This is a genomic window from Klebsiella sp. AqSCr (assembly GCF_008452795.1).
GTDB classification, from domain to species: domain Bacteria; phylum Pseudomonadota; class Gammaproteobacteria; order Enterobacterales; family Enterobacteriaceae; genus Klebsiella; species Klebsiella pneumoniae.
Map to the genome: position 1 here is coordinate 3,408,550 of NZ_MJDM01000005.1, position 25,202 is coordinate 3,433,751.

A 25,202-nucleotide genomic window follows, 5' to 3' on the forward strand; every position below is an offset into this window, starting at 1 on the left:
ATGACAACTCAGTATGGATTTTTTATTGATTCCGCCCGTTGCACCGGTTGCAAAACCTGCGAACTGGCCTGTAAGGACTACAAGAACCTGACTCCGGAGGTCAGCTTCCGCCGCATCTATGAATATGCCGGCGGCGACTGGCAGGAGGACAACGGCGTCTGGCAGCAGAACGTGTTTGCCTATTACCTCTCCATCGCCTGTAACCACTGTGAAGATCCGGCCTGCACCAAGGTCTGTCCGAGCGGCGCGATGCATAAGCGCGAAGACGGTTTTGTGGTGGTCAACGAAGAGGTATGCATTGGCTGCCGCTACTGCCATATGGCCTGCCCGTACGGCGCCCGCAGTACAACGCCGACAAAGGCCATATGACCAAGTGCGATGGCTGTCACGAGCGCGTCGCCGAGGGGAAAAAGCCGATCTGCGTCGAGTCCTGCCCGCTGCGGGCGTTGGATTTCGGGCCGATTGCCGAACTGCGCGCTAAGCACGGCCAGCTGGCCGCGGTAGCGCCGCTGCCGTCGGCGCACTTTACCCGGCCGAGTATCGTTATCAAACCTAACGCCAATGCCCGGCCGTGTGGCGATACCACCGGTTACCTGGCGAACCCGAAGGAGGTGTGAGATGGGAAACGGATGGCATGAATGGCCGCTGATGGTCTTTACGGTATTCGGCCAGTGCGTCGTAGGCGGCTTTATTGTTCTGGCGCTGGCGCTGATGACAGGCAAGCTTTCCCGTGAGCAGGAGCAGCGCGTGGTGGGCAGCATGTTCGGACTGTGGGTATTGATGGGGATCGGGTTTATTGCCTCGACGATGCACCTTGGCTCGCCGCTGCGGGCCTTTAATTCGCTGAATCGCGTGGGAGCCTCGTCGCTGAGTAATGAAATAGCCAGCGGGGCGATCTTCTTCGCCGTCGGCGGAATTGGCTGGCTGCTGGCCGTGTGCAAAAAGCTGCCTGCCGGCCTGCGGAGCCTGTGGCTGGTGGTGACCATGGTGCTGGGCGTGATTTTCGTGTGGATGATGGTGCGGGTATACAACACCATCGACACGGTGCCGACCTGGTACACCGTTTGGACGCCGCTGAGCTTCTTCCTGACGCTGTTTATCGGCGGTCCACTGCTGGGCTACCTGCTGCTGCGCGTTGCAGGCGTCGATGGTTGGGCGCTGCGCCTGCTGCCGGTGGTTAGTTTGCTGGCGCTGCTGGTCAGTATTATGGTGGTCGTGATGCAGGGAAGTGAACTTGCCACCATCCGCAGCTCAGTTCAGCAGGCCTCCGCCCTGGTGCCGGATTACGGGTTGCTTATGGCCTGGCGCGTAGTGCTGCTGGCGCTGGCCCTGGCCTGCTGGTGCGTGCCGCAGATTCGCGGCCGCAAACCGGCGGTCTCGCTGCTCGGCCTGGCCTTTGTTCTGATACTGGCGGGAGAGATGATCGGCCGCGGCGTATTCTATGGCCTGCATATGACCGTTGGGATGGCTGTCGCCAGTTAACCACCTCCATCATGCCGGTGCCTAACCACCGGCATGATGAAAACGTGCTGTCGATAGATGAAATTTTTCAACTGAAATTAACTTCGGCATTTATTAATAAACCAGCAAAAACAATAGCGTATTATCTGTTGTCTCACCTTTTTCCATCCTCTGGATAAAAAACTTCTATCGTAGCCGACAAAACCGCGTCACGCCTGATTTCAGGTGGATTGACAATGTTTTTAGCAGTGGCATGATGCGCTCGCGATCTGAACATTCCTCACGGTTTTTACCCATGACCATCTACACCCGGCCAGTGCAAATGCTGCTCTGTGGCCTGCTTTTATTGACCCTGGCGATAGCGGTGCTGAATACGCTCGTCCCGCTCTGGCTCGCCCATGAAAACATGCCAACCTGGCAGGTCGGCATGGTGGGGTCATCCTATTTTACCGGCAACCTGGCCGGTACGTTGCTGGCCGGCTGGGTGATCAAGCGCCTGGGGTTTAACCGTAGCTATTATCTCGCATCGTTAATTTTCGCCGTCGGCTGCGTAGGGCTGGGGATCACCGTTGGCTTCTGGACATGGCTGAGCTGGCGTTTTATCGCCGGCGTAGGTTGCGCGATGATCTGGGTGGTGGTGGAAAGCGCGCTGGTTTGCAGCGGCACCTCCCGCAGTCGCGGTCGTCTGCTGGCGGCGTACATGATGGTCTATTACGTCGGTACCGTACTGGGCCAGCTGATGGTCAGTAAATTACCCACCGATTTAATGAGCGTCCTGCCGTGGGTGACCGGCCTGGCGCTGGCGGCGATCCTGCCGTTGCTGTTTACCCGCATTATGGGGCAGGCAGAAGAATTGCATGAAACGGTACGTATCTGGCCGATGCTGAAGCTGCGCCAGGCGCGCCACGGGGTCAATGGCTGTATTATTTCGGGGATTGTCCTCGGCTCGCTGTATGGCCTGATGCCGCTGTGGCTGAACCATCAGGGCGTCAGCGACTCCGGCATCGGCTTCTGGATGGCGGTGATGGTGAGTGCGGGGATCCTCGGCCAGTGGCCGGTAGGGCGCCTGGCAGACCGCTACGGTCGCCTGCTGGTGCTGCGGGTACAGGTCTTTGTGGTCATTCTGGGATGTCTGGCGATGCTTAGTCAGGCGGCAATGGCCCCGGCGCTGTTTGTGCTTGGGGCATCTGGTTTCACGCTGTATCCGGTGGCGATGGCCTGGGCCTGTGAAAAAGTGGAGCACCATCAGCTGGTGGCGATGAATCAGGCGCTGCTGATGAGCTATACCATCGGCAGCCTGCTGGGCCCGACCCTGACGGCGATGCTGATGCAGAACTTCTCAGACAACCTGCTGTTTATCATGATCGCCAGCGTGTCGTTTATCTATCTGCTGACCCTGCTGCGCAAAGCCGGGCATCATCCGACGCCGGTGGCGCACGCCTGACCCTGCAACGCGCAGCGCATGCTGCGCGTCATCTGCTGCAATCGCATAGGCTTTCTGCCGCAGAGAGGACAAGTCGTTTTTCATGAGAATGAAACGGCGGGGCGGACACAGCTTCCCACGCCGTTGCAGGCCGGCATAAGCGCATCACCGGCCCGGGCGGGATCAGTACATTACTTTGTGACCATACTGCTCAAGGATGCCTTTTACCCGCTCCATGGTCTCTTTCTTCGGCGGATGGACGCCGTCCAGCTTGTACTCTTCGCCCATCGCTACCCATTTGTGTTTACCCAGCTCATGGTAGGGCAGCAGCTCGATTTTTTCGACATTGCCCATATCGCGGGTAAATTCGCCCAGGCGGTGCGCGGAATCATCATCGTCTGACCAGCCGGGAACCACCACGTAGCGGATCCAGACATTGATATTCTTCTTCGCCAGATACTGGGCGAATTCCAGCGTACGATGGTTAGAGACGCCCACCAGGTTCTGGTGAATCTCATCGTTCATCTGCTTGAGATCCAGCATCACCAGGTCTGTTACCTCCAGCAGCTCGTCGATAACCGGATCGTAGCGACGTACGAAGCCGTTGGTATCCAGGCAGGTGTGGATGCCTTCTTTCTTACACGCGCGGAACCAGTCGCGAACAAACTCCGCCTGCAGGATCGCCTCACCGCCCGAGGCGGTGACGCCGCCGCCGGAAGCATTCATAAAGTGACGATAGGTCACCACCTCTTTCATTAATTCTTCAACGGTGATTTCTTTGCCGCCGTGGGTATCCCAGGTGTCACGGTTATGGCAGTACAGGCAGCGCATCAGGCAGCCCTGGAAAAAGGTAATAAAGCGGATGCCCGGGCCATCAACGGTGCCACAGGATTCAAAGGAGTGAATGCGACCAATAACTGACATTGCGGTGTTTTCTCCAGATGTGGCCCATCCGGGGCCGTGTTGGTGCGCAGCTCCGCGGCTGCGTCGAGTCTGTTTTGACAGGTACCCAAAGTATAGATAACTGGCAAAGCAGGCTGGGGCGGGGAATGCTTGTTAAAAAGGCCCCACTGATGTGGGGCCTTTATTGTACGCCTTTTCAGTCAGACAGGGAATTACATGGTCTGAGTGAAGGTACGGGTAATAACATCCTGCTGCTGTTCTTTGGTCAGGGAGTTAAAACGTACGGCGTAGCCAGATACGCGGATGGTCAGCTGCGGATATTTTTCCGGGTTTTCCATCGCGTCGAGCAGCATTTCGCGGTTCATGACGTTCACGTTCAGGTGCTGACCACCTTCGATGGACGCTTCGTGATGGAAGTAACCATCCATCAGACCTGCCAGGTTGGTCTTACGAACTTCGTCGTCTTTACCCAGCGCGTTCGGCACGATAGAGAAGGTATAAGAGATACCATCTTTCGCGTAAGCAAACGGCAGTTTAGCGACGGAGGTCAGAGAGGCTACTGCACCTTTCTGGTCACGGCCGTGCATCGGGTTAGCACCTGGACCGAACGGCGCGCCAGCGCGACGACCGTCTGGGGTGTTACCGGTTTTCTTACCGTACACCACGTTAGAGGTGATGGTCAGAACAGACTGAGTCGGGATAGCGTTGCGGTAGGTGTGCAGTTTCTGAATTTTCTTCATGAAACGTTCAACCAGGTCAACGGCCATGTCATCGACGCGAGGGTCGTTGTTACCAAACTGCGGGTATTCGCCTTCGATTTCGAAGTCAACAGCCAGACCGTCTTCGTCACGAATCGGTTTAACTTTCGCATATTTGATAGCAGACAGGGAGTCAGCAGCAACGGACAGACCAGCGATACCACACGCCATGGTGCGGATAACGTCACGGTCGTGCAGCGCCATCAGAGAGGCTTCGTAGCTGTACTTGTCGTGCATGTAGTGGATGATGTTCAGCGCGGTGACGTACTGTTTAGCCAGCCAGTCCATGAAGTGATCCATGCGATCCATTACTTCGTCGAAGTTCAGGACGTCGCCTTTGATCGGTTCAGATTTCGGACCAACCTGCATTTTCAGTTTTTCATCCACGCCGCCGTTGATAGCGTACAGCATGGTTTTCGCGAGGTTAGCGCGAGCGCCGAAGAACTGCATTTGCTTACCAACAACCATCGGGCTTACGCAGCATGCGATAGCGTAGTCGTCGTTGTTGAAGTCCGGACGCATCAGGTCATCGTTCTCATACTGCAGAGAAGAGGTATCGATGGACACTTTAGCGGCGAATTTCTTGAAGCTCAGCGGCAGTTTTTCAGACCACAGGATAGTAATGTTCGGCTCCGGAGACGGCCCCATGGTGTACAGGGTGTTCAGGAAGCGGAAGCTGTTTTTGGTCACCAGAGTACGGCCGTCAACGCCCATACCGCCGATGGATTCCGTTGCCCAAATCGGGTCGCCGGAGAACAGTTCATCATATTCCGGGGTACGCAGGAAGCGAACCATACGCAGTTTCATGACCAGGTGGTCAACCATTTCCTGCGCGTCTTGCTCGGTGATTTTACCCGCCTGCAGGTCACGCTCGATGTAGATATCCAGGAAGCTGGAGGTACGACCGAAGGACATTGCCGCGCCGTTCTGAGATTTCACGGCAGCCAGGTAACCGAAGTAGGTCCACTGAATCGCTTCCTGAGCGGTGGTCGCCGGACCAGAGATGTCATAGCCATATTTAGCGGCCATCTCTTTGATCTGGCCCAGTGCGCGGTGTTGTTCAGCGATTTCTTCACGCAGACGGATGGTCGCTTCCAGGTCTTCGCCGCTTTCCAGTTTCGCTTGCAGAGAGTTGAACTGGGCGAATTTGTCTTTCATCAGGAAGTCGATACCGTACAGCGCAACGCGACGGTAGTCACCGATGATACGACCACGACCGTAAGCATCCGGCAGACCCGTCAGCACGCCGGATTTACGGCAGCGCAGAATGTCCGGGGTATAGACGTCGAAAACGCCCTGGTTGTGAGTTTTACGGTACTCTGTGAAGATTTTTTTCAGCATCGGGTCCAGCTCGCGATTATACGCTTTGCAGGAACCTTCAACCATTTTGATACCACCGAACGGGATGATCGCACGTTTCAGCGGCGCTTCGGTCTGCAGACCAACGATTTTTTCCAGACCTTTCTCGATATAGCCCGCGTCGTGAGAGGTGATGGTGGAAGCCAGGGCAGTGTCAAAATCAACAGGCGCGTGAGTGCGGTTTTCCTGTTTTACACCTTCCATTACGGTGTCCCACAGCTTGGTGGTCGCTTCAGTCGCGCCAGCCAGGAAGGATTCGTCGCCTTCATATGGGGTGTAGTTTTTCTGAATAAAGTCACGGACGTTGACTTCATTCTGCCAGTCACCTTTCGCAAAACCTTCCCAGGCTGTGGCTAACTTTTCATTAAGCTCGGACATGTAACACCTACCTTCTTAAGTGGATTTTTTATTTACTGCCTGAAACAACCCTTAGTGATGGTCGTTGCCACGCAGGTAAATGACCCAGTATGTCAACCCGACCAGCAGACCCCCGCCGATAATGTTCCCGATAGTTACCGGAATCAGGTTATCAGTGATGAAGTTCATAACGGTCAAGTGAGAGAAACTTTCCGGAGTCGAACCGATGGCGGTCCAGAATTCCGGGCTTGCAAAGTTGCGGATTACGATACCCATCGGGATCATAAACATGTTGGCGATGCTGTGCTCAAAGCCGCTGGCAACGAACATCGCTACCGGCAGGACCATGATCATCGCTTTATCCATCAGGCTACGACCGGAATAGCTCATCCATACGGCGAGACAAACCATCAGGTTAGCGAGGATACCCAGGCTCACGGCCTCCACAAAAGTATGGTGCATTTTGTGGTCGGCGGTCTGCAGAACGTTTAGCCCCCAGCCGCCGTTGGCAGTCATATATTCGCCTGATAACCACATCAGCAGCACAAACAGCAGCGCGCCCACCAGGTTACCAAAATAGACGTTGAGCCAGTTTTTTGCCAGTTGCCCCCAGGTAATTCGACCGCTGGCTTTGGCCACCACGATCAGTACCGTAGAGGTAAAGAGGTCAGCGCCGCAGATAACGCACAGAATCAGACCCAGAGAAAAACAGATCCCACCGATAAGTTTGGCAATCCCATAAGGCATCGCGGCAGTGCCGGTGGTCGCGGTGATATAGAATACGAAAGCGATGGAGATGAAAACGCCAGCGGTGATCGCCAGATAAAACGTCTTCATCGGATGCTTCGTTGCTTTATAGACACCTGCTTCTTCGGCGACTTTCGCCATCGCGGCAGGGAGCAAAAGATCAAAAGGGTTGTCAGCTTTCACACTAACTCTCTCTTTATATAAGTTGGCGGTGAGATACTAACAAAGCATTATAGAAGGGAAATTGATATAGATCATATCTCACCGGAACTATATGCCTTTTTAGTGTGTGGTTTTTATTGAAATTATCAGTAAGCCAATGAAATGTATAGAGAAAATAATTTTTAAATTTTATAGATAATGTTGAATTTTTTCTTTTTTACCCCCATTTTTGAGTTAATTAAAATGGAGTATTTTTATTAAATTTAACAATTGATAAATGATGAAATGGCGTTATTTAACATTAATTAACTTTACAACTACAAATTATAGGAGGCGCTTTCTCAGGGTTAAATAACGGAGCCGCTGAGGGCTCCGTTGTAAGCATGAACGATGGCGCAAGCTGGGCTTATTTTGCCCAAAACGCCGCTTTCGCCCGCTGCAGTTTTTCATAGGCTTTCAGCAGCGACTGATGGGCCGGGAAGGCCTGCAGATCGCTATCGACCGCCTGGAGACCATAGAACGGCGCTTCCCCGCTCAGCGCCGCGCTGGCGGCTTCGACCGCGTCGGCGCCGTACATACGGATGAAGGCGTTCAGGTACTGCAGCGGCTGACGCTCTTCTTCCTGGCTCAGCAGCAGCAGGGTTTGCAGACAGCGATAGTAGTTCGCGCGCTCCGCGCTGAAGACCGAAGCATTAAATTCCATGGTCCACTCGGTCCAGATCAGCGCCTGTTCCAGATCGCCGCCGGCCAGGGCCAGCATCGCTTTCAGCTCGCCGACGCGCAGGGTATACCAGCCGTTGTCTTTTCCGGTGGCGAGCCCCAGCAGTTCGCGAACGCGGGTGAAATCATCCAGACCTTCATCGTCCATCTGCTCGATCAGCGCCAGGTAATCTTCTTTATCCCACTCGCTGCCCGGCAGGGACAGAATGGTGTCCCGCAGATGAGCGCCCATGCTGTTGTTCGCCAGCCACAGGTCTTCCGCCGGGTATATGTCCGACATCCCCGGGACGATGATACGGCAGGCGTAAACGCCCAGGTGCTCGTAGTCGGCGATGTACACTTCTTTATCTTCGGCCTTGAAGATGGCCATCAGGGTGGCGAACTCTTCTTCGGTAGTACCAGAGAAGCTCCAGTCAACGAATGGATAGTCGGCGTCCTGCTTGAACATATCCCAGGAGATCAGGCCGCTGGAGTCGATAAAGTGGGTTTCGAGGTTCGCGTGCTCGGCGACCTCTTCGTCATCGAAGGTTGGCGGCGTGAAGACATCGAGGTCTTTCAGGCTGCGGCCCTGCAGCAGTTCGGTGACGGTTCGCTCCAGCGCCACGCCAAAGTCCGGGTGGGCGCCGAAGGAGGCGAAGCAGGTGCCGTTAGCCGGGTTAAACAGCACGACGCAGATAACCGGATATTTGCCGCCGAGCGAGCCATCATAGGCAAAGATCGGGAAACCTTCAGCTTCCAGTTTGGCGATCGATTCCACGACGCCCGGATAGCGCGCCATGACTTCCGCCGGGATCTCCGGCAGGCTGATGCTTTCAGCGATGATGCGGTTTTTAATGTGACGTTCAAAGACCTCTGACAGACCCTGTACCCGCGCTTCGTTGCGGGTGTTACCGGCGGACATGCCGTTGGAGACGTACAGGTTACCGACAATATTCATCGGAATATAGACGGTTTCGCCGTCGGACTGGCGGGTAAAAGGCAGACCGCACACGCCGCGCTCATCGTTACCCGACTGCAGATCCACCAGCATACTGGCCGTTAACTGATCGTCAGGATCGTAGAACGCGCGCAGGCGGGCATCCAGCAGACCTTCCGGGACTTCATCATCCTCAGTCAGCGGGAACCACTTTTCGTTCGGGTAGTGAACAAACGGGCCGTTAGCGATAGTGTCGCCTAACCAGAAGTCGGCGAAGAAATAGTTAGTGGACAGACGTTCGAAATATTCGCCCAGCGCGGAGGCCAGGGCTGCCTTTTTGGTGGCGCCTTTACCATTGGTAAAGCACAGCGCGCACGCTTTATCGCGAATGTGAACGGACCACACGTGCGGCACCGGGTTCAGCCACGAGGCCTCTTCGATATCAAATCCGAGGTCGAGCAATTTCTGCTGGAAGCGAGCGATGGAATCTTCCAGGGCGGCATCTTTGCCGGGAATAAACGTTTGGGTCATGGCGATCACTTTTGTCGTACGGAAAGCGCGCAATGATACGGCTTTTATCTGACAGGTGCTATCTCCATCATCTGGCTATGCTTAGAGGCATCTTTAATACACAGGGAGATGGAAAATGAAAGCCTTTGACTGGCAGCGGATGGCGCTCGATAAAGTACCGGTGGAATTCCTGGCGGAGGTGGCGTTGCGCAGCCTCTATACCTTCGTTCTGGTCTTTATTTTCCTCAAGATTACCGGACGGCGCGGCGTGCGGCAGATGTCGCTGTTCGAGGTGCTGATTATTTTGACCCTCGGCTCGGCGGCGGGTGACGTGGCGTTTTATGACGATGTGCCGCTGCTGCCGGTGCTGGTGGTCTTCGTTACGCTGGCGCTACTGTATCGCGGCATTATGTGGCTGATGGGGCATAGCGAAAAGCTGGAGGATCTACTGGAGGGGAAACCTATCGTAGTGGTGGAAGAGGGACAGTTGGCCTGGGAGAAGCTGCATGCGGAAAACATGACCGAATTCGAATTTTTTATGGAGCTGCGGGTCAACAGCGTCGAGCAGCTTGGCCAGGTCCGGCTGGCAATCCTCGAAACCAACGGGCAGATCAGCGTGTTTTATTATCCCGATGAAGAGGTGAGGGCCGGATTATCGATCCTTCCAGCGCATTGTACCACACGCTATACCACCATTCCGCAAGAGGGGATCTATGCCTGCGTGCGCTGCAGCATCGTAATGGCGATGCAGGCGGGAGAAAAACGAATATGTCCGCGCTGCGCAAATGCAGAATGGTCGAAGGCCAGCCGGGCGAAACGGCTTACCTGACAGCAAATATGTCGGTTTTATTACGTCAAGCCGATAGATTCTGTTGTGTGACGGCGGCCGCGTTTTACCGTCGGCGAGTTTTAGCCATTGCGGACCGTGTCACTGAATGATAAAACCGATAGCCACAGGAATAACTTATGCTCGCGGCGGTTCGCGGGCAAAACAACATAGCAACGTGGTGAGGGGAAATGGCTCAGGTCTATAACTTCAGTTCGGGCCCGGCAATGCTGCCGGCGGAAGTACTCAAACTGGCGCAGCAGGAACTGTGCGACTGGCACGGTCTGGGGACGTCGGTCATGGAGATCAGTCACCGTGGTAAGGAGTTTATCCAGGTGGCAGAAGAGGCAGAACAGGACTTCCGCGCTCTGCTGAACATCCCTTCCAACTATAAAGTTTTATTCTGCCACGGCGGCGGCCGCGGCCAGTTCGCCGGGATCCCGCTGAACATCCTCGGCGATAAAAAGGTCGCTGACTATGTGGACGCCGGTTACTGGGCGGCCAGCGCGGTCAAAGAGGCGAAGAAATACTGCACGCCGAACGTTATCGACGCGAAAATCACCGTCGACGGCAAGCGCGCTGTGAAGCCGATGAGCGAGTGGCAGCTGACCCCGGGAGCGGCCTATCTGCACTACTGCCCGAACGAAACCATTGATGGTATCGCGATTGATGAGACGCCGAACTTCGGCGACGACGTCATCGTGACCGCCGATTTCTCCTCCACCATTCTTTCCCGCGAAATTGACGTCAACCGCTTCGGCGTAATCTACGCCGGCGCGCAGAAGAATATCGGTCCGGCTGGGCTGACGCTGGTCATCGTGCGTGAAGATCTGCTGGGCAAAGCCAGCGTGGCCTGCCCGTCAATTCTTGACTACACCGTGTTAAGCGAGAATGACTCGATGTTTAACACACCGCCGACGTTCGCATGGTATCTGGCTGGACTGGTGTTTAAGTGGCTGAAGCAGCAGGGCGGGGTTGCCGCGATGGATAAAATCAACCAGCAGAAAGCCGAACTGCTCTATGGCGTGATCGATAACAGCGGCTTCTATCGTAACGATGTGGCGCAGGCCAACCGTTCGCGTATGAACGTACCGTTCCAGCTGGCGGACAGCGCCCTGGACAAACTGTTCCTCGAAGAGTCGTTTGCTGCCGGGCTGCACGCGCTGAAGGGCCACCGGGTGGTGGGCGGCATGCGTGCTTCCATCTACAACGCCATGCCGCTGGACGGCGTGAAGGCGTTAACCGACTTTATGCTGGACTTCGAACGCCGCCACGGTTAATCGCCTGTTTCTTTCTTCCTCCCCGCGGCCTGTCTGCGGGGTTTTTATTCTGTTTGTTTGAGAGTGAAGTTTGATGGAATCCCTGACGTTACAACCCATCGCACGCGTAGAGGGCACCGTGAACCTGCCAGGTTCGAAAAGCGTCTCCAACCGCGCGCTGCTGCTGGCTGCCCTGGCCCGCGGCACGACGGTGCTGACCAACCTGCTGGACAGCGACGATGTGCGCCATATGCTGAATGCCCTGAGTGCGCTGGGGGTTCAATATACCCTGTCTGCCGACCGCACCCGCTGCGAAGTGACCGGCAACGGCGGCCCGTTGCGCTCTGCCGCGGCGCTGGAGCTGTTCCTTGGCAACGCCGGTACCGCGATGCGTCCGCTGGCGGCGGCCCTGTGCCTTGGCAGCAACGATATCGTGCTGACCGGCGAACCGCGGATGAAAGAGCGTCCGATCGGCCATCTGGTGGATGCCCTGCGTCAGGGCGGCGCTCAGATCGACTATCTGGAGCAGGAAAATTATCCACCGCTGCGCCTGCGCGGCGGTTTTCAGGGCGGCAACGTCGAGGTTGACGGCAGCGTCTCCAGCCAGTTCCTGACCGCGCTGCTGATGACCGCGCCGCTGGCGCCGCAGGATACCGTCATCGTCATTAAGGGCGATCTGGTGTCGAAACCCTATATCGACATTACGCTGCACCTGATGAAAACCTTCGGCGTTGAGGTGGACAATCAGTCTTATCAGCGATTTGTGGTGCGCGGCAAGCAGCAGTATCAGTCGCCGGGAGATTACCTGGTGGAAGGCGATGCTTCCTCGGCCTCGTATTTCCTCGCCGCTGGCGCCATTAAGGGCGGCACGGTAAAAGTCACCGGTATCGGCCGCAACAGCGTACAGGGCGACATTCGTTTCGCCGACGTACTGGAGAAAATGGGCGCCACCGTCACCTGGGGCGACGATTTCATCGCCTGCACCCACGGCGAGCTCAAGGCGGTCGATATGGATATGAACCATATCCCGGACGCCGCGATGACCATCGCCACCGCCGCGCTGTTCGCGCAAGGGACCACTACCCTGCGCAATATCTACAACTGGCGGGTCAAGGAGACGGACCGTCTGTTCGCCATGGCGACCGAGCTGCGTAAAGTGGGCGCCGAGGTGGAAGAGGGGGAAGATTATATCCGCATCACCCCGCCGGCAAAGTTGAAGTACGCAGAAATCGGCACCTATAACGACCACCGGATGGCGATGTGCTTCTCGCTGGTAGCGCTGTCTGATACGCCGGTGACCATCCTTGATCCCAAATGTACGGCCAAAACGTTCCCTGACTACTTTGAGCAGCTGGCGCGGATCAGTACCCTCGCCTGAGTAAAACTTTGTCATCCCGCGGGCTGATGTCCTGTCAGCCCGCTATAATTGCGCAAAACTTCTGCTTTTCATTTCCTGTAGTCCGTAATTTACAAGCAATGCTCACTTTCCGGCGTATTGATGCGTATAATGCGCGGCGTTTATATTCCATGCGCCTTGCTGAAGGAGAAAAAGATGACGGCGAATATTCCGGTAATCACCATTGATGGGCCTGGCGGTGCGGGTAAAGGTACGTTGTGCAAGGCAATGGCGGAAGCGCTGGGCTGGCATCTGTTAGATTCAGGCGCGATCTACCGCGTTCTGGCGCTGGCGGCGCTGCATCATCATGTCGACGTGGAGTCCGAAGAGGCGCTGGTGCCCCTGGCTGCCCATCTTGACGTGCGTTTTATTTCTACTGACGGCAACCTGGAAGTGGTGCTGGAAGGGGAAGATGTCAGTAGCGAAATTCGCACTCAGGAGGTCGCGAACGCGGCCTCGAAAGTGGCGGCTTTTCCGCGCGTTCGCGAAGCGCTGCTGCGCCGCCAGCGCGCCTTCCGCGAACTGCCGGGGCTTATCGCCGACGGTCGCGATATGGGAACGGTAGTTTTCCCGGACGCACCGGTGAAAATTTTCCTCGATGCCTCGGCCGATGAGCGGGCGCATCGCCGCATGCGGCAGTTGCAGGAAAAGGGCTTTGATGTTAACTTTGAACGTCTTTTGTCCGAGATAAAAGAGCGTGACGATCGCGACCGAAATCGCGCGGTGGCGCCGCTTGTCCCGGCTGCCGATGCATTAGTTCTCGATTCAACCGAACTAAACATTGAGCAAGTGATTGAAAAAGCGCTACAATATGCGCGCGAAAAATTGGCCGTTGCGTAGGCCTTAACCGGTAACGCGCCGAAGCCTCCGAATTATAGCAGTACCCCGCGGCAATGGATGGTCAGCGGGTATGTGAAACAACCCCATCCGGCACGGAGCCAGGTGGACGTTAATATTAACCTGAAGATTAAACATGACTGAATCTTTTGCTCAACTGTTTGAAGAATCCTTAAAAGAAATCGAAACCCGCCCGGGTTCCATCGTTCGTGGTGTTGTTGTTGCTATCGACAAAGACGTAGTACTGGTTGACGCCGGTCTGAAATCTGAGTCCGCCATCCCGGCTGAGCAGTTCAAAAACGCCCAGGGCGAGCTGGAAATCCAGGTTGGTGACGAAGTTGACGTTGCTCTGGATGCAGTAGAAGACGGCTTCGGTGAAACTCTGCTGTCCCGTGAGAAAGCTAAACGTCACGAAGCTTGGATCACGCTGGAAAAAGCTTACGAAGACGCTGAAACTGTTACCGGTGTTATCAACGGCAAAGTTAAAGGTGGCTTCACTGTTGAGCTGAACGGTATTCGTGCGTTCCTGCCGGGTTCCCTGGTAGACGTTCGTCCGGTGCGCGACACGCTGCACCTGGAAGGCAAAGAGCTTGAGTTCAAAGTCATCAAGCTGGACCAGAAGCGTAACAACGTTGTTGTTTCTCGTCGTGCCGTTATCGAATCCGAAAACAGCGCAGAGCGCGATCAGCTGCTGGAAAACCTGCAGGAAGGCATGGAAGTCAAAGGTATCGTTAAGAACCTCACTGACTACGGTGCATTCGTTGATCTGGGCGGCGTTGACGGCCTGCTGCACATCACCGATATGGCCTGGAAACGCGTTAAGCATCCGAGCGAAATCGTAAACGTTGGCGACGAAATCACTGTTAAAGTGCTGAAGTTCGACCGCGAGCGTACCCGTGTATCCCTGGGCCTGAAACAGCTGGGCGAAGATCCGTGGGTAGCTATCGCTAAACGTTATCCGGAAGGTACCAAACTGACCGGTCGCGTGACCAACCTGACCGACTACGGCTGCTTCGTTGAAATCGAAGAGGGCGTTGAAGGCCTGGTTCACGTTTCCGAAATGGATTGGACCAACAAAAACATCCACCCGTCCAAAGTTGTTAACGTTGGCGACGTTGTGGAAGTAATGGTTCTGGATATCGACGAAGAGCGTCGTCGTATCTCCCTGGGTCTGAAGCAGTGCAAATCTAACCCATGGCAGCAGTTCGCGGAAACCCACAACAAGGGCGACCGTGTTGAAGGTAAAATCAAGTCTATCACTGACTTCGGTATCTTCATCGGCCTGGACGGCGGCATCGACGGCCTGGTTCACCTGTCTGACATCTCCTGGAACGTTGCAGGCGAAGAAGCAGTTCGTGAATACAAAAAAGGCGACGAAATCGCAGCAGTTGTTCTGCAGGTTGACGCAGAGCGTGAGCGTATCTCCCTGGGCGTTAAACAGCTCGCGGAAGATCCGTTCAACAACTACGTTGCTCTGAACAAGAAAGGCGCTATCGTTGTTGGTAAAGTGACTGCAGTTGACGCTAAAGGCGCAACCGTAGAACTGGCTGACGGCGTAGAAGGTTACCTGCGTGCTTCTGAAGCATCCCGTGACCGCGTTGAAGACGCAACTCTGGTTCTGAGCGTTGGCGACGAAGTTGAAGCGAAATTCACTGGCGTGGATCGTAAGAACCGCGTAGTGAGCCTGTCTGTACGTGCGAAAGACGAAGCGGAAGAAAAAGACGCTATCGCTACCGTGAACAAGCAGGAAGACGCGAACTTCTCCAACAACGCTATGGCTGAAGCGTTCAAAGCAGCGAAAGGCGAGTAATCTTTGTCATTCAGGTAATAACAACCTGAATAGCGACGAGTTTACTTGACAGATTGCAGGATTCGTCCTGTAATCAAGCACAAAGGGCGGCTACGGCCGCCCTTGTTTAAGCTGTTAGCTAATTTTTGCCTTGAAGGAAACCGGAGGAATAATGACCAAGTCAGAATTGATTGAAAGACTTGCCAGCCAGCAATCTCACATTCCGGCGAAAGCGGTGGAAGATGCTGTTAAAGAAATGCTGGAACATATGGCCTCAACGCTTGCTCAAGGTGAGCGCATTGAAATCCGCGGTTTCGGCAGCTTTTCTCTGCACTATCGAGCACCTCGCACCGGACGTAACCCGAAAACTGGTGATAAAGTCGAACTGGAAGGTAAGTACGTTCCGCACTTTAAGCCCGGGAAAGAATTACGTGACCGCGCCAATATTTATGAAGGGTGAGTTGCACGACGTGCAGCCTGCCTGACGATAAAGAAAGCACCTTCGGGTGCTTTTTTTGTGCCCGCCATTTACGGCCATCCTCACAAAAAAAGCGTGCCCGGCTGCAAGCGAGGCGATTGTCTGGAATGCGCCGCGCAAGCCTGAATTCGCCTCCAGGACGCCAGCACCGCTTTGCGTAACACTGCCCACTCACAGGGAGGTGTTTATGCGTCTACCATGGCTTGCCGGATGCGCCATCATTGCAATGCTGCCGCTTCTCTGGCTACCCGTTTTGCCGGGCCCGTGCAGTCTGGCGGGCGCGAGCGCACTGGCGCTGGCGCTGATTCGTCTGCATGGAAGGGCCGTCGCCGGAGTGGCGATGACGCTTCTGCTGGTGGTCTGGGGAGTATTGAGCGCGCATCAGGCGCTGTGGCCGACCCGGCACCTTACCGGCGCCATCCGGCAAGCGGAAGTGATCCTTAGCGAGACGGATGGCCAGACCTTGCACCGTGGACAAATGGTGCGCCTGCGGGGCCGCTATCTGTTTCCCCCGGTAGGCGTAACGCTGTACGGGGAACTTGCACCTGCGCCAGCCTGTGCGGGTCAACACTGGCTGATGACGCTGCGCCTGCGCCCGGTGCACGGGCAGCTCAATGACGGGGGCTTCGACAGCCAGCGCTATGCGCTGGCGCAGCACCGACCGCTGAGCGGAGGGATCGTCGCCGCTTCCGCGCTGGATGCCCGCTGCAGTCTGCGCGCCCGCTATCTGACGTCGCTGACCCGGCGACTGCAGACTTATCCCTGGCGCGCGGTGATGTTGGGATTAGGAATGGGGGAGCGGCTGTCTCTGCCGACGGAGATAAAGGTCCTGATGCAGAACACGGGCACTTCCCATCTGATGGCTATCTCGGGTCTGCATATCGCTCTCGCGGCTTCTCTTATCATGCTGTTGCTGCGCGGCGTGCAGTATATTCTCCCGGGCCGCTGGATCGGCTGGCGGTTGCCGCTGCTGGCCGGGCTGGCCGGCGCCGTCGGCTATGCCTGGCTGACCGGTATGCAGCCGCCGGCCCTGCGCACTTGCTTAGGGCTTGCGGTCTGTTGTGCTTTACGTTTGTCGGGTCAACGCTGGACGGCGTGGCAGGTGTGGCTCTGCTGTCTGGGAGCGATACTGGTTGCCGACCCGCTGGCGGTCCTGTCGCAAAGCCTGTGGCTATCTGCCTTCGCCGTGGCGGGGCTTATCTTCTGGTTCCAGTGGCTCCCGTTGCCTGCCGGCCGCTGGCGCTGGCCGTGGAAGACCATAATTGCTCTTGTTCATTTGCAGGCTGGCGTGACGCTGCTGCTGCTGCCGCTGCAGTTGTTGCTATTCCATGGAGTCAGCCTGACGTCGATGGCGGCTAATTTGCTGGCGGTACCGTTAGTCACCCTGTTGGCGGTGCCGCTTATTCTGACCGCGATGCTGGTGCATCTCTCGGGGCCGGAGATAGTGGAGTCGCTGCTCTGGCTGGCGGCCGATCGCGTGCTGGCGCTACTGTTTTGGGGATTACGACGTTTACCGGACGGCTGGTTGACGCTGGATACTCGCTGGCTGTGGATCAGTATCCTGCCGTGGCTGTTGGTGATGGGCTGGCGTTTTCAGAGCTGGCGGCATTCACCGGCGCTGTGTCTCAGCGTGCTGTTTTTACTGACGCGGCCATTCAGCCGACAACCGCCTGCGGACGAATGGCGGGTGACGATGCTGGATGTCGGGCAGGGGCTGGCGATGGTGATCGAGCGTCACGGTAAGGCATTGCTTTACGATACCGGGCCGGCTTGGCCGCAGGGTGATAGCGGTCAACAGGTGATTATCCCGTGGCTGCGCTGGCACCATCTGCAGCTGCAAGGGATTATGCTGAGCCATGAACATCTGGATCATCGCGGCGGCCTTGATTCAGTGCTGCAGGCATGGCCGCAGGCCTGGGTGCGCAGCCCGTTAGGCTGGGCGCATCATCTGCCGTGTCATCGCGGTGAGCGCTGGCAATGGCAGGGACTCAACTTCCAGGCCCTGTGGCCGCTGCCGGGCAGCACGGCAAAGGGTAACAATCATTCGTGTGTGGTGCGGATCGATGATGGTCGCTCCAGCATCCTGCTCACCGGCGATATAGAACGTCAGGCGGAGCAGGCGATGATCAGCCGTTACTGGCGGCATCTGACGTCTACACTTATTCAGGTTCCCCACCACGGCAGCAATACCTCCTCCAGCGCGCTGCTGATCCGCCGGGTGGATGGCGCGGCCGCGCTGGCCTCCGCTTCGCGCTACAATGCGTGGCGGATGCCCTCGTACAAGGTGGTTCAGCGCTACCGCCAGCGGGGTTATCGCTGGTTCGCCACGCCGCAGCAGGGGCAGATAACGGTGGTTTTTTCCGCAGAAGGGTGGCAAATCCATAGCTTACGGGATCAAGTTTTACCGCGTTGGTATCATCAGTGGTTTGGCGCGCCCGCCGATAACGGGTAGAATATGCGACTATTTCAACACAAGCTGGTTTATTGAATGCAGAACGATAAAGATCTCTCCACGTGGCAGACCTTCCGCCGACTTTGGCCGATTATCGCGCCGTTTAAAGCCGGGCTAATCGTAGCGGCGGTGGCGTTGGTGCTTAACGCGGGCAGTGACACCTTCATGTTATCGCTTCTTAAACCGTTATTGGATGATGGTTTTGGTAAAACGGATCGCTCAGTGCTGCTATGGATGCCGCTGGTGGTTATCGGCCTGATGGTGCTGCGTGGGATCACCAGCTACATCTCGAGCTATTGTATTTCCTGGGTTTCCGGCAAAGTGGTGATGACCATGCGTCGTCGCCTGTTCGGCCACATGATGGGTATGCCGGTGGCCTTCTTTGACAAGCAGTCTACCGGAACGCTGCTGTCACGCATCACCTATGATTCTGAGCAGGTCGCCTCCTCCTCTTCCAGCGCGCTGATCACCGTGGTCCGCGAAGGGGCATCGATTATCGGTCTGTTCGTGATGATGTTCTATTACAGCTGGCAGCTGTCGCTGATCCTGATCGTACTGGCGCCGATTGTGTCGGTGGCGATCCGCGTGGTCTCCAAGCGTTTTCGCAATATCAGTAAGAATATGCAGAACACGATGGGGCAGGTCACCACCAGCGCCGAGCAGATGCTGAAAGGGCACAAAGAGGTGCTGATGTTTGGCGGCCAGGAAGTGGAAACCAAACGTTTTGATAAAGTCAGCAATAAAATGCGTCTGCAGGGGATGAAGATGGTTTCCGCCTCGTCTATCTCCGACCCGATCATTCAGCTTATCGCCTCCCTGGCGCTGGCCTTTGTCCTGTATGCCGCCAGCTTCCCGAGCGTGATGGACACCCTGACCGCCGGGACCATTACCGTGGTCTTCTCCTCGATGATTGCGCTGATGCGTCCGCTGAAGTCGCTGACCAACGTCAATGCCCAGTTCCAGCGCGGGATGGCGGCGTGCCAGACGCTGTTTGCGATCCTCGATTCCGAGCAGGAAAAAGACGAAGGTACGCGGGTCATTGAGCGGGCGAAAGGCAATCTCAAGTTCGAGAACGTCACCTTTACCTACCCGGGTCGCGAAGTGGCCGCGCTGCGCAATATCAATCTCGATATCCCGGAAGGGAAAACCGTGGCGCTGGTGGGGCGCTCAGGGTCGGGTAAATCGACCATTGCCAGCCTGATCACCCGCTTCTACGATGTCGACGAGGGGCAGATCCTGCTGGATGGCCACGACCTGCGCGAGTACAAGCTGAGCTCGCTGCGCGACCAGGTGGCGCTGGTTTCACAAAACGTGCATCTGTTCAACGATACCGTCGCCAACAATATCGCCTATGCCCGTACCGAAGAGTACAGCCGCGAGCAGATTGAAGAGGCCGCGCGCATGGCCTACGCCATGGATTTCATTAACAAGATGGATAATGGTCTGGATACCATCATCGGCGAGAATGGCGTGATGCTGTCCGGCGGCCAGCGCCAGCGTATTGCTATTGCCCGCGCGCTGCTGCGTAACAGCCCGATCCTGATCCTCGATGAAGCCACCTCGGCGCTGGATACCGAGTCCGAGCGTGCTATTCAGGCGGCGCTGGATGAGCTGCAGAAAAACCGTACCTCGCTGGTTATCGCTCACCGTCTGTCGACCATTGAGCAGGCTGATGAAATCGTGGTGGTTGAAGACGGGCGGATCGTGGAGCGCGGAACGCACCATGACCTGCTGGAGCATAAGGGCGTGTACGCCCAGCTGCATAAGATGCAATTCGGCGAATGATCGCGCGCATCTGGTCCGGGGAATCGCCGCTGTGGCGCCTGCTGCTGCCGCTCTCCTGGCTGTATGGCCTGGTGAGCGGGGTGATTCGCCTCAGCTATCAGCTGGGGTGGCAAAAAGCCTGGCGCGCGCCGGTGCCGGTGGTGGTGGTTGGTAACCTGACCGCTGGCGGCAATGGCAAAACGCCGGTGGTGATCTGGCTGGTGGAGCAGCTGCAGCAGCGCGGTATTCGCGTTGGCGTCGTGTCTCGCGGCTACGGCGGTAAAGCCGACCGCTATCCGCTGGTGTTGGACGACAGGACCAGTACGGCGCAGGCGGGTGATGAACCGGTGTTGATCCATCAGCGTACCGGTGCCCCGGTCGCTGTCGCCCCGCTGCGCAGCGACGCGGTAAAAGCGTTGCTCAGCGCGCACGATCTGCAGATGATTGTGACCGACGATGGTTTACAGCACTATAAGCTCGCGCGGGACAGAGAAATTGTCGTTATTGACGGCGTGCGCCGCTTTGGCAACGGCTGGTGGCTGCCTGCCGGGCCGATGCGCGAGCGGGCGTCGCGCTTGCAAAGCGTTGATGCGGTTATCGTTAACGGCGGCGTGGCGCGTCCGGGTGAGATCCCGATGCGGCTGCGCCCAGGGATGGCGGTTAACCTGCTTACCGGCGAACGTCGCGATGTCTCCACCTTCACGAACGTGGTGGCGATGGCCGGCATCGGCCATCCGCCGCGCTTCTTCGCCACCCTCGAAAGCTGCGGCGTCCAGCCGGTCAAAACCGTGGCGCTGGCGGACCATCAGGCGCTGAGCCAGGCTGATGTCGCCGCCCTGGTGACCGCCGATCAGACGCTGCTGATGACCGAGAAAGATGCCGTGAAATGTCGCGATTTCGCCGCTGCAAACTGGTGGTATTTACCGGTCGACGCCATAATGGCCGATGAACGCGCACAGCGGTTGCTTGCGGACTTAGCGACGTTGGCGCAACGTTAACTGACGCGCCGGCTTTGCTCGCCGCTGTGCTGGAATTCCTGACGGAGAACCTGCATGTCGGTATTGCAACTATCGCTTAACGAGGCGCGCCACCTCCATCTCGCGGCGCAGGGGTTGTTAAAGAAGCCCCGACGTCGCGCTCGCCCGAAAGACATTCTTTCCACCATCCAGCAGATGTCGCTGCTGCAAATCGATACCATCAACGTGGTGGCCCGCAGCCCCTACCTGGTGCTGTTCAGCCGTCTTGGCAGCTATCCGCAGCACTGGCTGGATGAGTCGCTGCGCAACGGCGAGCTAATGGAATACTGGGCGCATGAAGCCTGCTTTCTGCCGCGCAGCGATTTCGCCCTGGTGCGCCATCGCATGTTGAATCCCGACAATATGGGCTGGAAATACCATCGCGCGTGGATGGAGGAGCATGCCGGGAGTATTGCCGAGCTGGTGGCGCATATCGGGCAAAACGGCCCGGTTCGCTCGGCGGATTTTACCCACCCGCGCAAAGGCGCCAGCGGCTGGTGGGAGTGGAAACCGCATAAGCGCCACCTGGAAGGGCTGTTTACCGCCGGCGAAGTGATGGTGGTGGAGCGGCGCAATTTTCACCGCGTGTATGATCTAACCCGGCGGGTGATGCCGGACTGGGACGACGAGCGCGACGCGCTCTCCCGCGAAGACGCAGAGGCCATTATGTTGCGCAATAGCGCCCGTAGCCTCGGCATCTTCCGCGCCCAGTGGCTGGCCGATTACTATCGCTTGCGCCAGCCGGCGCTACCGGGTCTGCTGGCGGCCTGGCAGGAAGAGGGGCTGGTGGTGCCGGTTAACGTGGAAGCACTCGGCGAGATGTGGCTGCATCACGAGGCGCTGGCGCAGCTGGAGACCGCGCCCGGCGGTAAGCTGACCGCCAGCCATAGCGCCGTGCTCTCGCCCTTCGACCCGGTGGTCTGGGATCGGAAACGCGCTGAGCAGCTGTTCAACTTCAGCTATCGCCTGGAGTGTTATACCCCGGCGCCGAAGCGTCAGTATGGCTACTTCGTACTGCCTCTGCTGCACCAGGGAAAACTGGTCGGGCGGATGGACAGTAAAATACATCGCAAAAGCCGGGAGCTGGAGATCTTCGCTCTGTGGCTGGAGGAGGGGGTGAAGATCACCCGTGGTCTGGAGCAGGGGCTGCGCCGGGCGATTAACGACTTCGCACGCTGGCAATCGGCAGAGCGGATCCTGTGCCGACGCCTGCCGGAAGGGCTGTTTGTCGGCCAGGAGCAGGGGTGGGAAATCGACGCCGATTGATCCCGGCGCCTGCCTTCCTGTGATATGCTGCTGAGAAATCTATCCGGTCCATCAGGAGGAAACATGGATCACCGTTTACTTGAAATCATCGCCTGCCCGGTCTGTAACGGCAAGCTGTATTACAGTCAGGATAAGCAAGAACTTATTTGCAAACTTGATAGCCTGGCGTTTCCGCTGCGCGACGGTATCCCGGTGCTGCTGGAGACAGAGGCGCGTCCGCTGGCGCTAGAAGAGAGTCACTCATGAGTTTCGTGGTCATTATTCCTGCGCGTTTCGCCTCCACGCGCCTGCCGGGAAAACCACTGCAGGACATTAATGGTAAGCCGATGATTGTCCATGTGCTGGAGCGCGCTCGCGAATCCGGCGCGGATCGCATTATTGTCGCCACCGATCACGAAGATGTCGCCCGGGCGGTTGAAGCCGCCGGCGGCGAGGTCTGTATGACCCGCGCCGACCATCAGTCCGGCACCGAACGGCTGGCGGAAGTGGTGGAAAAGTGCGCGTTCAGCGATGACACCATTATCGTCAATATTCAGGGCGATGAGCCGATGATCCCCCCGGCGATTGTCCGCCAGGTGGCGGAGAATCTGGCTGCCAGCAGCAGCGGAATGGCGACCCTGGCGGTACCGATCCATGATGCGGAAGAGGCGTTTAACCCGAATGCGGTCAAAGTGGTGATGGATGCCAAGGGTTACGCGCTCTATTTCTCCCGCGCGACTATTCCCTGGGATCGCGATCGCTTTGCCCAATCCCGCGAGACCATCGGTGACTCCCTGCTGCGTCACATCGGCATCTATGGCTATCGCGCCGGCTTTATCCGCCGCTATGTCAGCTGGGCGCCGAGCCCGCTGGAGCAGATTGAAATGCTCGAGCAGCTGCGAGTGCTGTGGTATGGCGAGAAAATCCATGTCGCCGTGGCGGCCGAAGTGCCCGGCACCGGCGTGGATACCCCGGAAGATCTGGAGCGCGTCCGCGCTGAGCTGCGTTAGCCCTCTGTCCCCACCTTGCTGGAGGGGATATCCCCGTCGGTTTTTTGCTTTTTTTACCCCTTTTTGATCTTATCCGATGACAACCCAGGTGCGGGCGCTCATTATGAAACCAGTAGTGTTCATAGGGGTAATCGACAATGGAACAGTTGCGAACCGAACTCAGTCATCTTCTTGGCGAAAAGCTAAGCCGGGTGGAGTGTGTCAGTGAACAAGCCGCTACGGCGCTGTGGTTCCTGTACGATGCGCAGGGAAACCCGATGCCGCTGCTGGCGCGAAGTTTCACCACGCCCGGCGTGGCGCGGCAGCTGGCATGGAAGATCTCGACCCTGGCGCGTAATGGTACGGTGCGTATGCCGGTGGTTTATGGCGTCATGACGCACGAAGAACATCCCGGACCAGATGTGCTGCTGCTTGAGCGCCTGCGCGGCGTACCGGTGGAGGCGCCGACGCGCACCCCGGCGCGCTGGGAGCAACTGCAGGAGCAAATCGTCGAGGGGCTGCTGGCGTGGCATCGGCAGGACAGTGGCGGCTGCGTGGGAATGGTCGACAATACCCAGGAAAACCTGTGGCCGAACTGGTACCGCCAGCGGGTAGAGATATTGTGGAGCACCCTGAACCTGTATCAGGACACCGGTCTCACCATGCAGGATAAGCGCCTTTTGTTCCGCTCCCGCGAGTGCCTTCCGGAGCTGTTCCGCGATTTCAATGATAATGCTGTGCTGGTGCATGGCAACTTCACTCTGCGCAGCATGCTAAAAGATCCGCGCAGCGATCAGCTGCTGGCGATGGTGGGGCCGGGGATGATGCTGTGGGCGCCACGCGAGTATGAACTGTTCCGCCTTGCTGAAGGCGGCCAGGCGGAACAGCTGCTGTGGCGCTACCTGCAGCAGGCGCCAGTTTCCGAGGCCTTTGTCTGGCGGCGCTGGCTTTATCTGCTGTGGGATGAGGTGGATAGTCTGGTCAACACCGGGCGCTTTGATCGCGCCCGTTTTGACCTCGCTGCAAAATCACTCCTGCCCTGGCTCGCCTGAGCTGCCTTTCAGCCATTGCCAGACGCGACCAAGGGTTTCATAGCCGACCCGGTCGCTGTGCATCAGCCACACTGGAGAAGGAATGGCCCGCTCCCACGGATTGAGCGGCGAGGTCACCGCCAGCTGATTGGCCGGCGCGGGAAGCGGATCCAGGCCGGCATGGCGAAAGAATATCATCGCCCGCGGAAGGTGTGACGCCGAGGTGACCAGCAGGAAGGGCGCGTCGCCGATGGCGCGCTTCACCGCCAGCGCTTCCTCTTCTGTATCTTTCGGCCGATCGAGCACAATGATATCGCTGCGAGGTACGCCAAGGCTCTCCGCCACTCTCGCCCCGGCTTCCGCCGTGCTGACGGGGTTCGTTTTCGCCGCCGCGCCGGTAAAGATCATTTTCGAACCGGGATTCGCTTGCCACAGGCGGATGCCCTCCGTCAGGCGCGGCAGGCTGTTATTGATAAGATTAGAGCTTGGCGCCCACTCCGGATTCCAGGTATAGCCGCCGCCCAGCACCACCACGTAGTTCACCGGCTGCTCGCCGCGCCAGGTGGGGTAGGTATCTTCAATCGGTTTTAGCAGGCTGTCGGCCACGGGCTGCAGGCTCAGCAGCGTCAGCAGCAGCCAGCCGAGGCTCACGCATAGCTTCCCGGTACGCTGAAAGCGGCTGAACCATAACAGCGCGATCCCGATACCGATCAGCAACAGTAAGGCGGGTAGCGGCAACAGCAGGCCGCCGACGATCTTTTTTAGCGTGAAAAGCATGCCAGATGGTTCCTTTTTTAACCATAT

General features: G+C 57.3%; 20 protein-coding genes and 1 pseudogene. 16 read left to right on the top strand and 5 right to left on the bottom strand.

The genetic code is table 11. The features are described from left to right. The 3 genes and pseudogenes from BHE81_RS20630 to BHE81_RS20645 all read left to right on the top strand — a co-directional run bounded on the left by BHE81_RS20630 (position 1) and on the right by BHE81_RS20645 (position 2,905). Positions 1 to 617, top strand: a pseudogene (locus tag BHE81_RS20630) (DMSO/selenate family reductase complex B subunit). 1 nt (position 618) lies between these two features. Next, positions 619 to 1,482: a dimethyl sulfoxide reductase anchor subunit family protein gene (locus BHE81_RS20635; protein ID WP_004150844.1), complete on the top strand. Its 864-nt coding sequence runs from the start codon at positions 619 to 621 to the stop codon at positions 1,480 to 1,482. 274 nt (positions 1,483 to 1,756) lie between these two features. Then, positions 1,757 to 2,905 (top strand): MFS transporter, encoded by a 1,149-nt coding sequence (locus tag BHE81_RS20645; RefSeq protein ID WP_023342916.1) that lies wholly within the window; start codon positions 1,757 to 1,759, stop codon positions 2,903 to 2,905. Between the two features lie 162 nt (positions 2,906 to 3,067). On the opposite strand, the gene pflA is transcribed toward BHE81_RS20645, so the two are convergent. The 4 genes from pflA to ycaO all read right to left on the bottom strand — a co-directional run bounded on the left by pflA (position 3,068) and on the right by ycaO (position 9,337). After that, positions 3,068 to 3,808 carry a pyruvate formate lyase 1-activating protein gene (pflA, locus tag BHE81_RS20650; RefSeq protein ID WP_002898145.1) on the bottom strand — a complete coding sequence of 247 codons (741 nt, stop codon included), beginning with the start codon at positions 3,806 to 3,808 and terminating at the stop codon, positions 3,068 to 3,070. A 191-nt stretch (positions 3,809 to 3,999) separates the two neighbouring features. Further along, complete coding sequence (gene pflB / locus BHE81_RS20655) at positions 4,000 to 6,282, bottom strand: formate C-acetyltransferase (RefSeq protein WP_004191136.1); 2,283 nt, start codon at positions 6,280 to 6,282, stop codon at positions 4,000 to 4,002. A 51-nt stretch (positions 6,283 to 6,333) separates the two neighbouring features. Then, positions 6,334 to 7,191, bottom strand: coding sequence for a formate transporter FocA (gene focA / locus BHE81_RS20660; protein ID WP_002898150.1), 858 nt, complete (start codon positions 7,189 to 7,191; stop codon positions 6,334 to 6,336). A gap of 385 nt (positions 7,192 to 7,576) precedes the next feature. Then, positions 7,577 to 9,337: a 30S ribosomal protein S12 methylthiotransferase accessory factor YcaO gene (gene ycaO / locus BHE81_RS20665; protein ID WP_004150842.1), complete on the bottom strand. Its 1,761-nt coding sequence runs from the start codon at positions 9,335 to 9,337 to the stop codon at positions 7,577 to 7,579. A gap of 115 nt (positions 9,338 to 9,452) precedes the next feature. Between ycaO and BHE81_RS20670 the strand changes: the two genes are divergently transcribed. The 13 genes from BHE81_RS20670 (at position 9,453) to BHE81_RS20730 (ending at position 24,419) form a co-directional block, all read left to right on the top strand. Next, the gene (locus BHE81_RS20670) at positions 9,453 to 10,145 is read left to right on the top strand and encodes a DUF421 domain-containing protein (protein ID WP_002898152.1); all 693 of its coding nucleotides are present in this window, start codon (positions 9,453 to 9,455) and stop codon (positions 10,143 to 10,145) included. A 188-nt stretch (positions 10,146 to 10,333) separates the two neighbouring features. Next, positions 10,334 to 11,422 carry a 3-phosphoserine/phosphohydroxythreonine transaminase gene (gene serC / locus BHE81_RS20675; protein WP_002898155.1) on the top strand — a complete coding sequence of 363 codons (1,089 nt, stop codon included), beginning with the start codon at positions 10,334 to 10,336 and terminating at the stop codon, positions 11,420 to 11,422. A gap of 73 nt (positions 11,423 to 11,495) precedes the next feature. Further along, on the top strand, positions 11,496 to 12,779 hold the full coding sequence (aroA, locus tag BHE81_RS20680) for a 3-phosphoshikimate 1-carboxyvinyltransferase (protein WP_002898157.1): 1,284 nt from the start codon (positions 11,496 to 11,498) through the stop codon (positions 12,777 to 12,779). Positions 12,780 to 12,953: 174 nt separating this feature from the next. Further along, positions 12,954 to 13,637, top strand: a complete 684-nt coding sequence (gene cmk / locus BHE81_RS20685; protein WP_002898160.1) for a (d)CMP kinase — start codon at positions 12,954 to 12,956, stop codon at positions 13,635 to 13,637. Positions 13,638 to 13,770: 133 nt separating this feature from the next. Then, on the top strand, positions 13,771 to 15,444 hold the full coding sequence (gene rpsA, locus BHE81_RS20690) for a 30S ribosomal protein S1 (RefSeq protein ID WP_002898162.1): 1,674 nt from the start codon (positions 13,771 to 13,773) through the stop codon (positions 15,442 to 15,444). 151 nt (positions 15,445 to 15,595) lie between these two features. Continuing rightward, complete coding sequence (gene ihfB / locus BHE81_RS20695) at positions 15,596 to 15,883, top strand: integration host factor subunit beta (protein ID WP_002898165.1); 288 nt, start codon at positions 15,596 to 15,598, stop codon at positions 15,881 to 15,883. 205 nt (positions 15,884 to 16,088) lie between these two features. Continuing rightward, positions 16,089 to 18,353: a ComEC family protein gene (locus BHE81_RS20700; protein ID WP_023302119.1), complete on the top strand. Its 2,265-nt coding sequence runs from the start codon at positions 16,089 to 16,091 to the stop codon at positions 18,351 to 18,353. 36 nt (positions 18,354 to 18,389) lie between these two features. Further along, positions 18,390 to 20,138, top strand: coding sequence for a lipid A ABC transporter ATP-binding protein/permease MsbA (gene msbA, locus BHE81_RS20705; RefSeq protein WP_002898170.1), 1,749 nt, complete (start codon positions 18,390 to 18,392; stop codon positions 20,136 to 20,138). Continuing rightward, entirely contained in the window at positions 20,135 to 21,115 is a 981-nt protein-coding gene (gene lpxK, locus BHE81_RS20710) for a tetraacyldisaccharide 4'-kinase (RefSeq protein WP_002898174.1), read from the top strand. The genes msbA and lpxK overlap by 4 nt, the downstream gene beginning before the upstream one ends. A 54-nt stretch (positions 21,116 to 21,169) precedes the next feature. Next, positions 21,170 to 22,399: a winged helix-turn-helix domain-containing protein gene (locus BHE81_RS20715; protein ID WP_004147814.1), complete on the top strand. Its 1,230-nt coding sequence runs from the start codon at positions 21,170 to 21,172 to the stop codon at positions 22,397 to 22,399. Between the two features lie 63 nt (positions 22,400 to 22,462). Beyond that, on the top strand, positions 22,463 to 22,645 hold the full coding sequence (gene ycaR, locus BHE81_RS20720) for a protein YcaR (RefSeq protein ID WP_002898177.1): 183 nt from the start codon (positions 22,463 to 22,465) through the stop codon (positions 22,643 to 22,645). After that, a complete protein-coding gene (gene kdsB / locus BHE81_RS20725; RefSeq protein WP_002898180.1) occupies positions 22,642 to 23,388 on the top strand; it encodes a 3-deoxy-manno-octulosonate cytidylyltransferase in 747 nt (248 codons plus the stop codon). The genes ycaR and kdsB overlap by 4 nt, the downstream gene beginning before the upstream one ends. Positions 23,389 to 23,525: 137 nt before the next feature. Beyond that, positions 23,526 to 24,419 (top strand): YcbJ family phosphotransferase, encoded by an 894-nt coding sequence (locus BHE81_RS20730; RefSeq protein WP_004176684.1) that lies wholly within the window; start codon positions 23,526 to 23,528, stop codon positions 24,417 to 24,419. Here BHE81_RS20730 and elyC read toward each other — a convergent pair. After that, positions 24,396 to 25,175, bottom strand: coding sequence for an envelope biogenesis factor ElyC (elyC, locus tag BHE81_RS20735; protein ID WP_004141786.1), 780 nt, complete (start codon positions 25,173 to 25,175; stop codon positions 24,396 to 24,398). The genes BHE81_RS20730 and elyC overlap by 24 nt on opposite strands. Between the last annotated feature and the right edge of the window lie 27 nt (positions 25,176 to 25,202).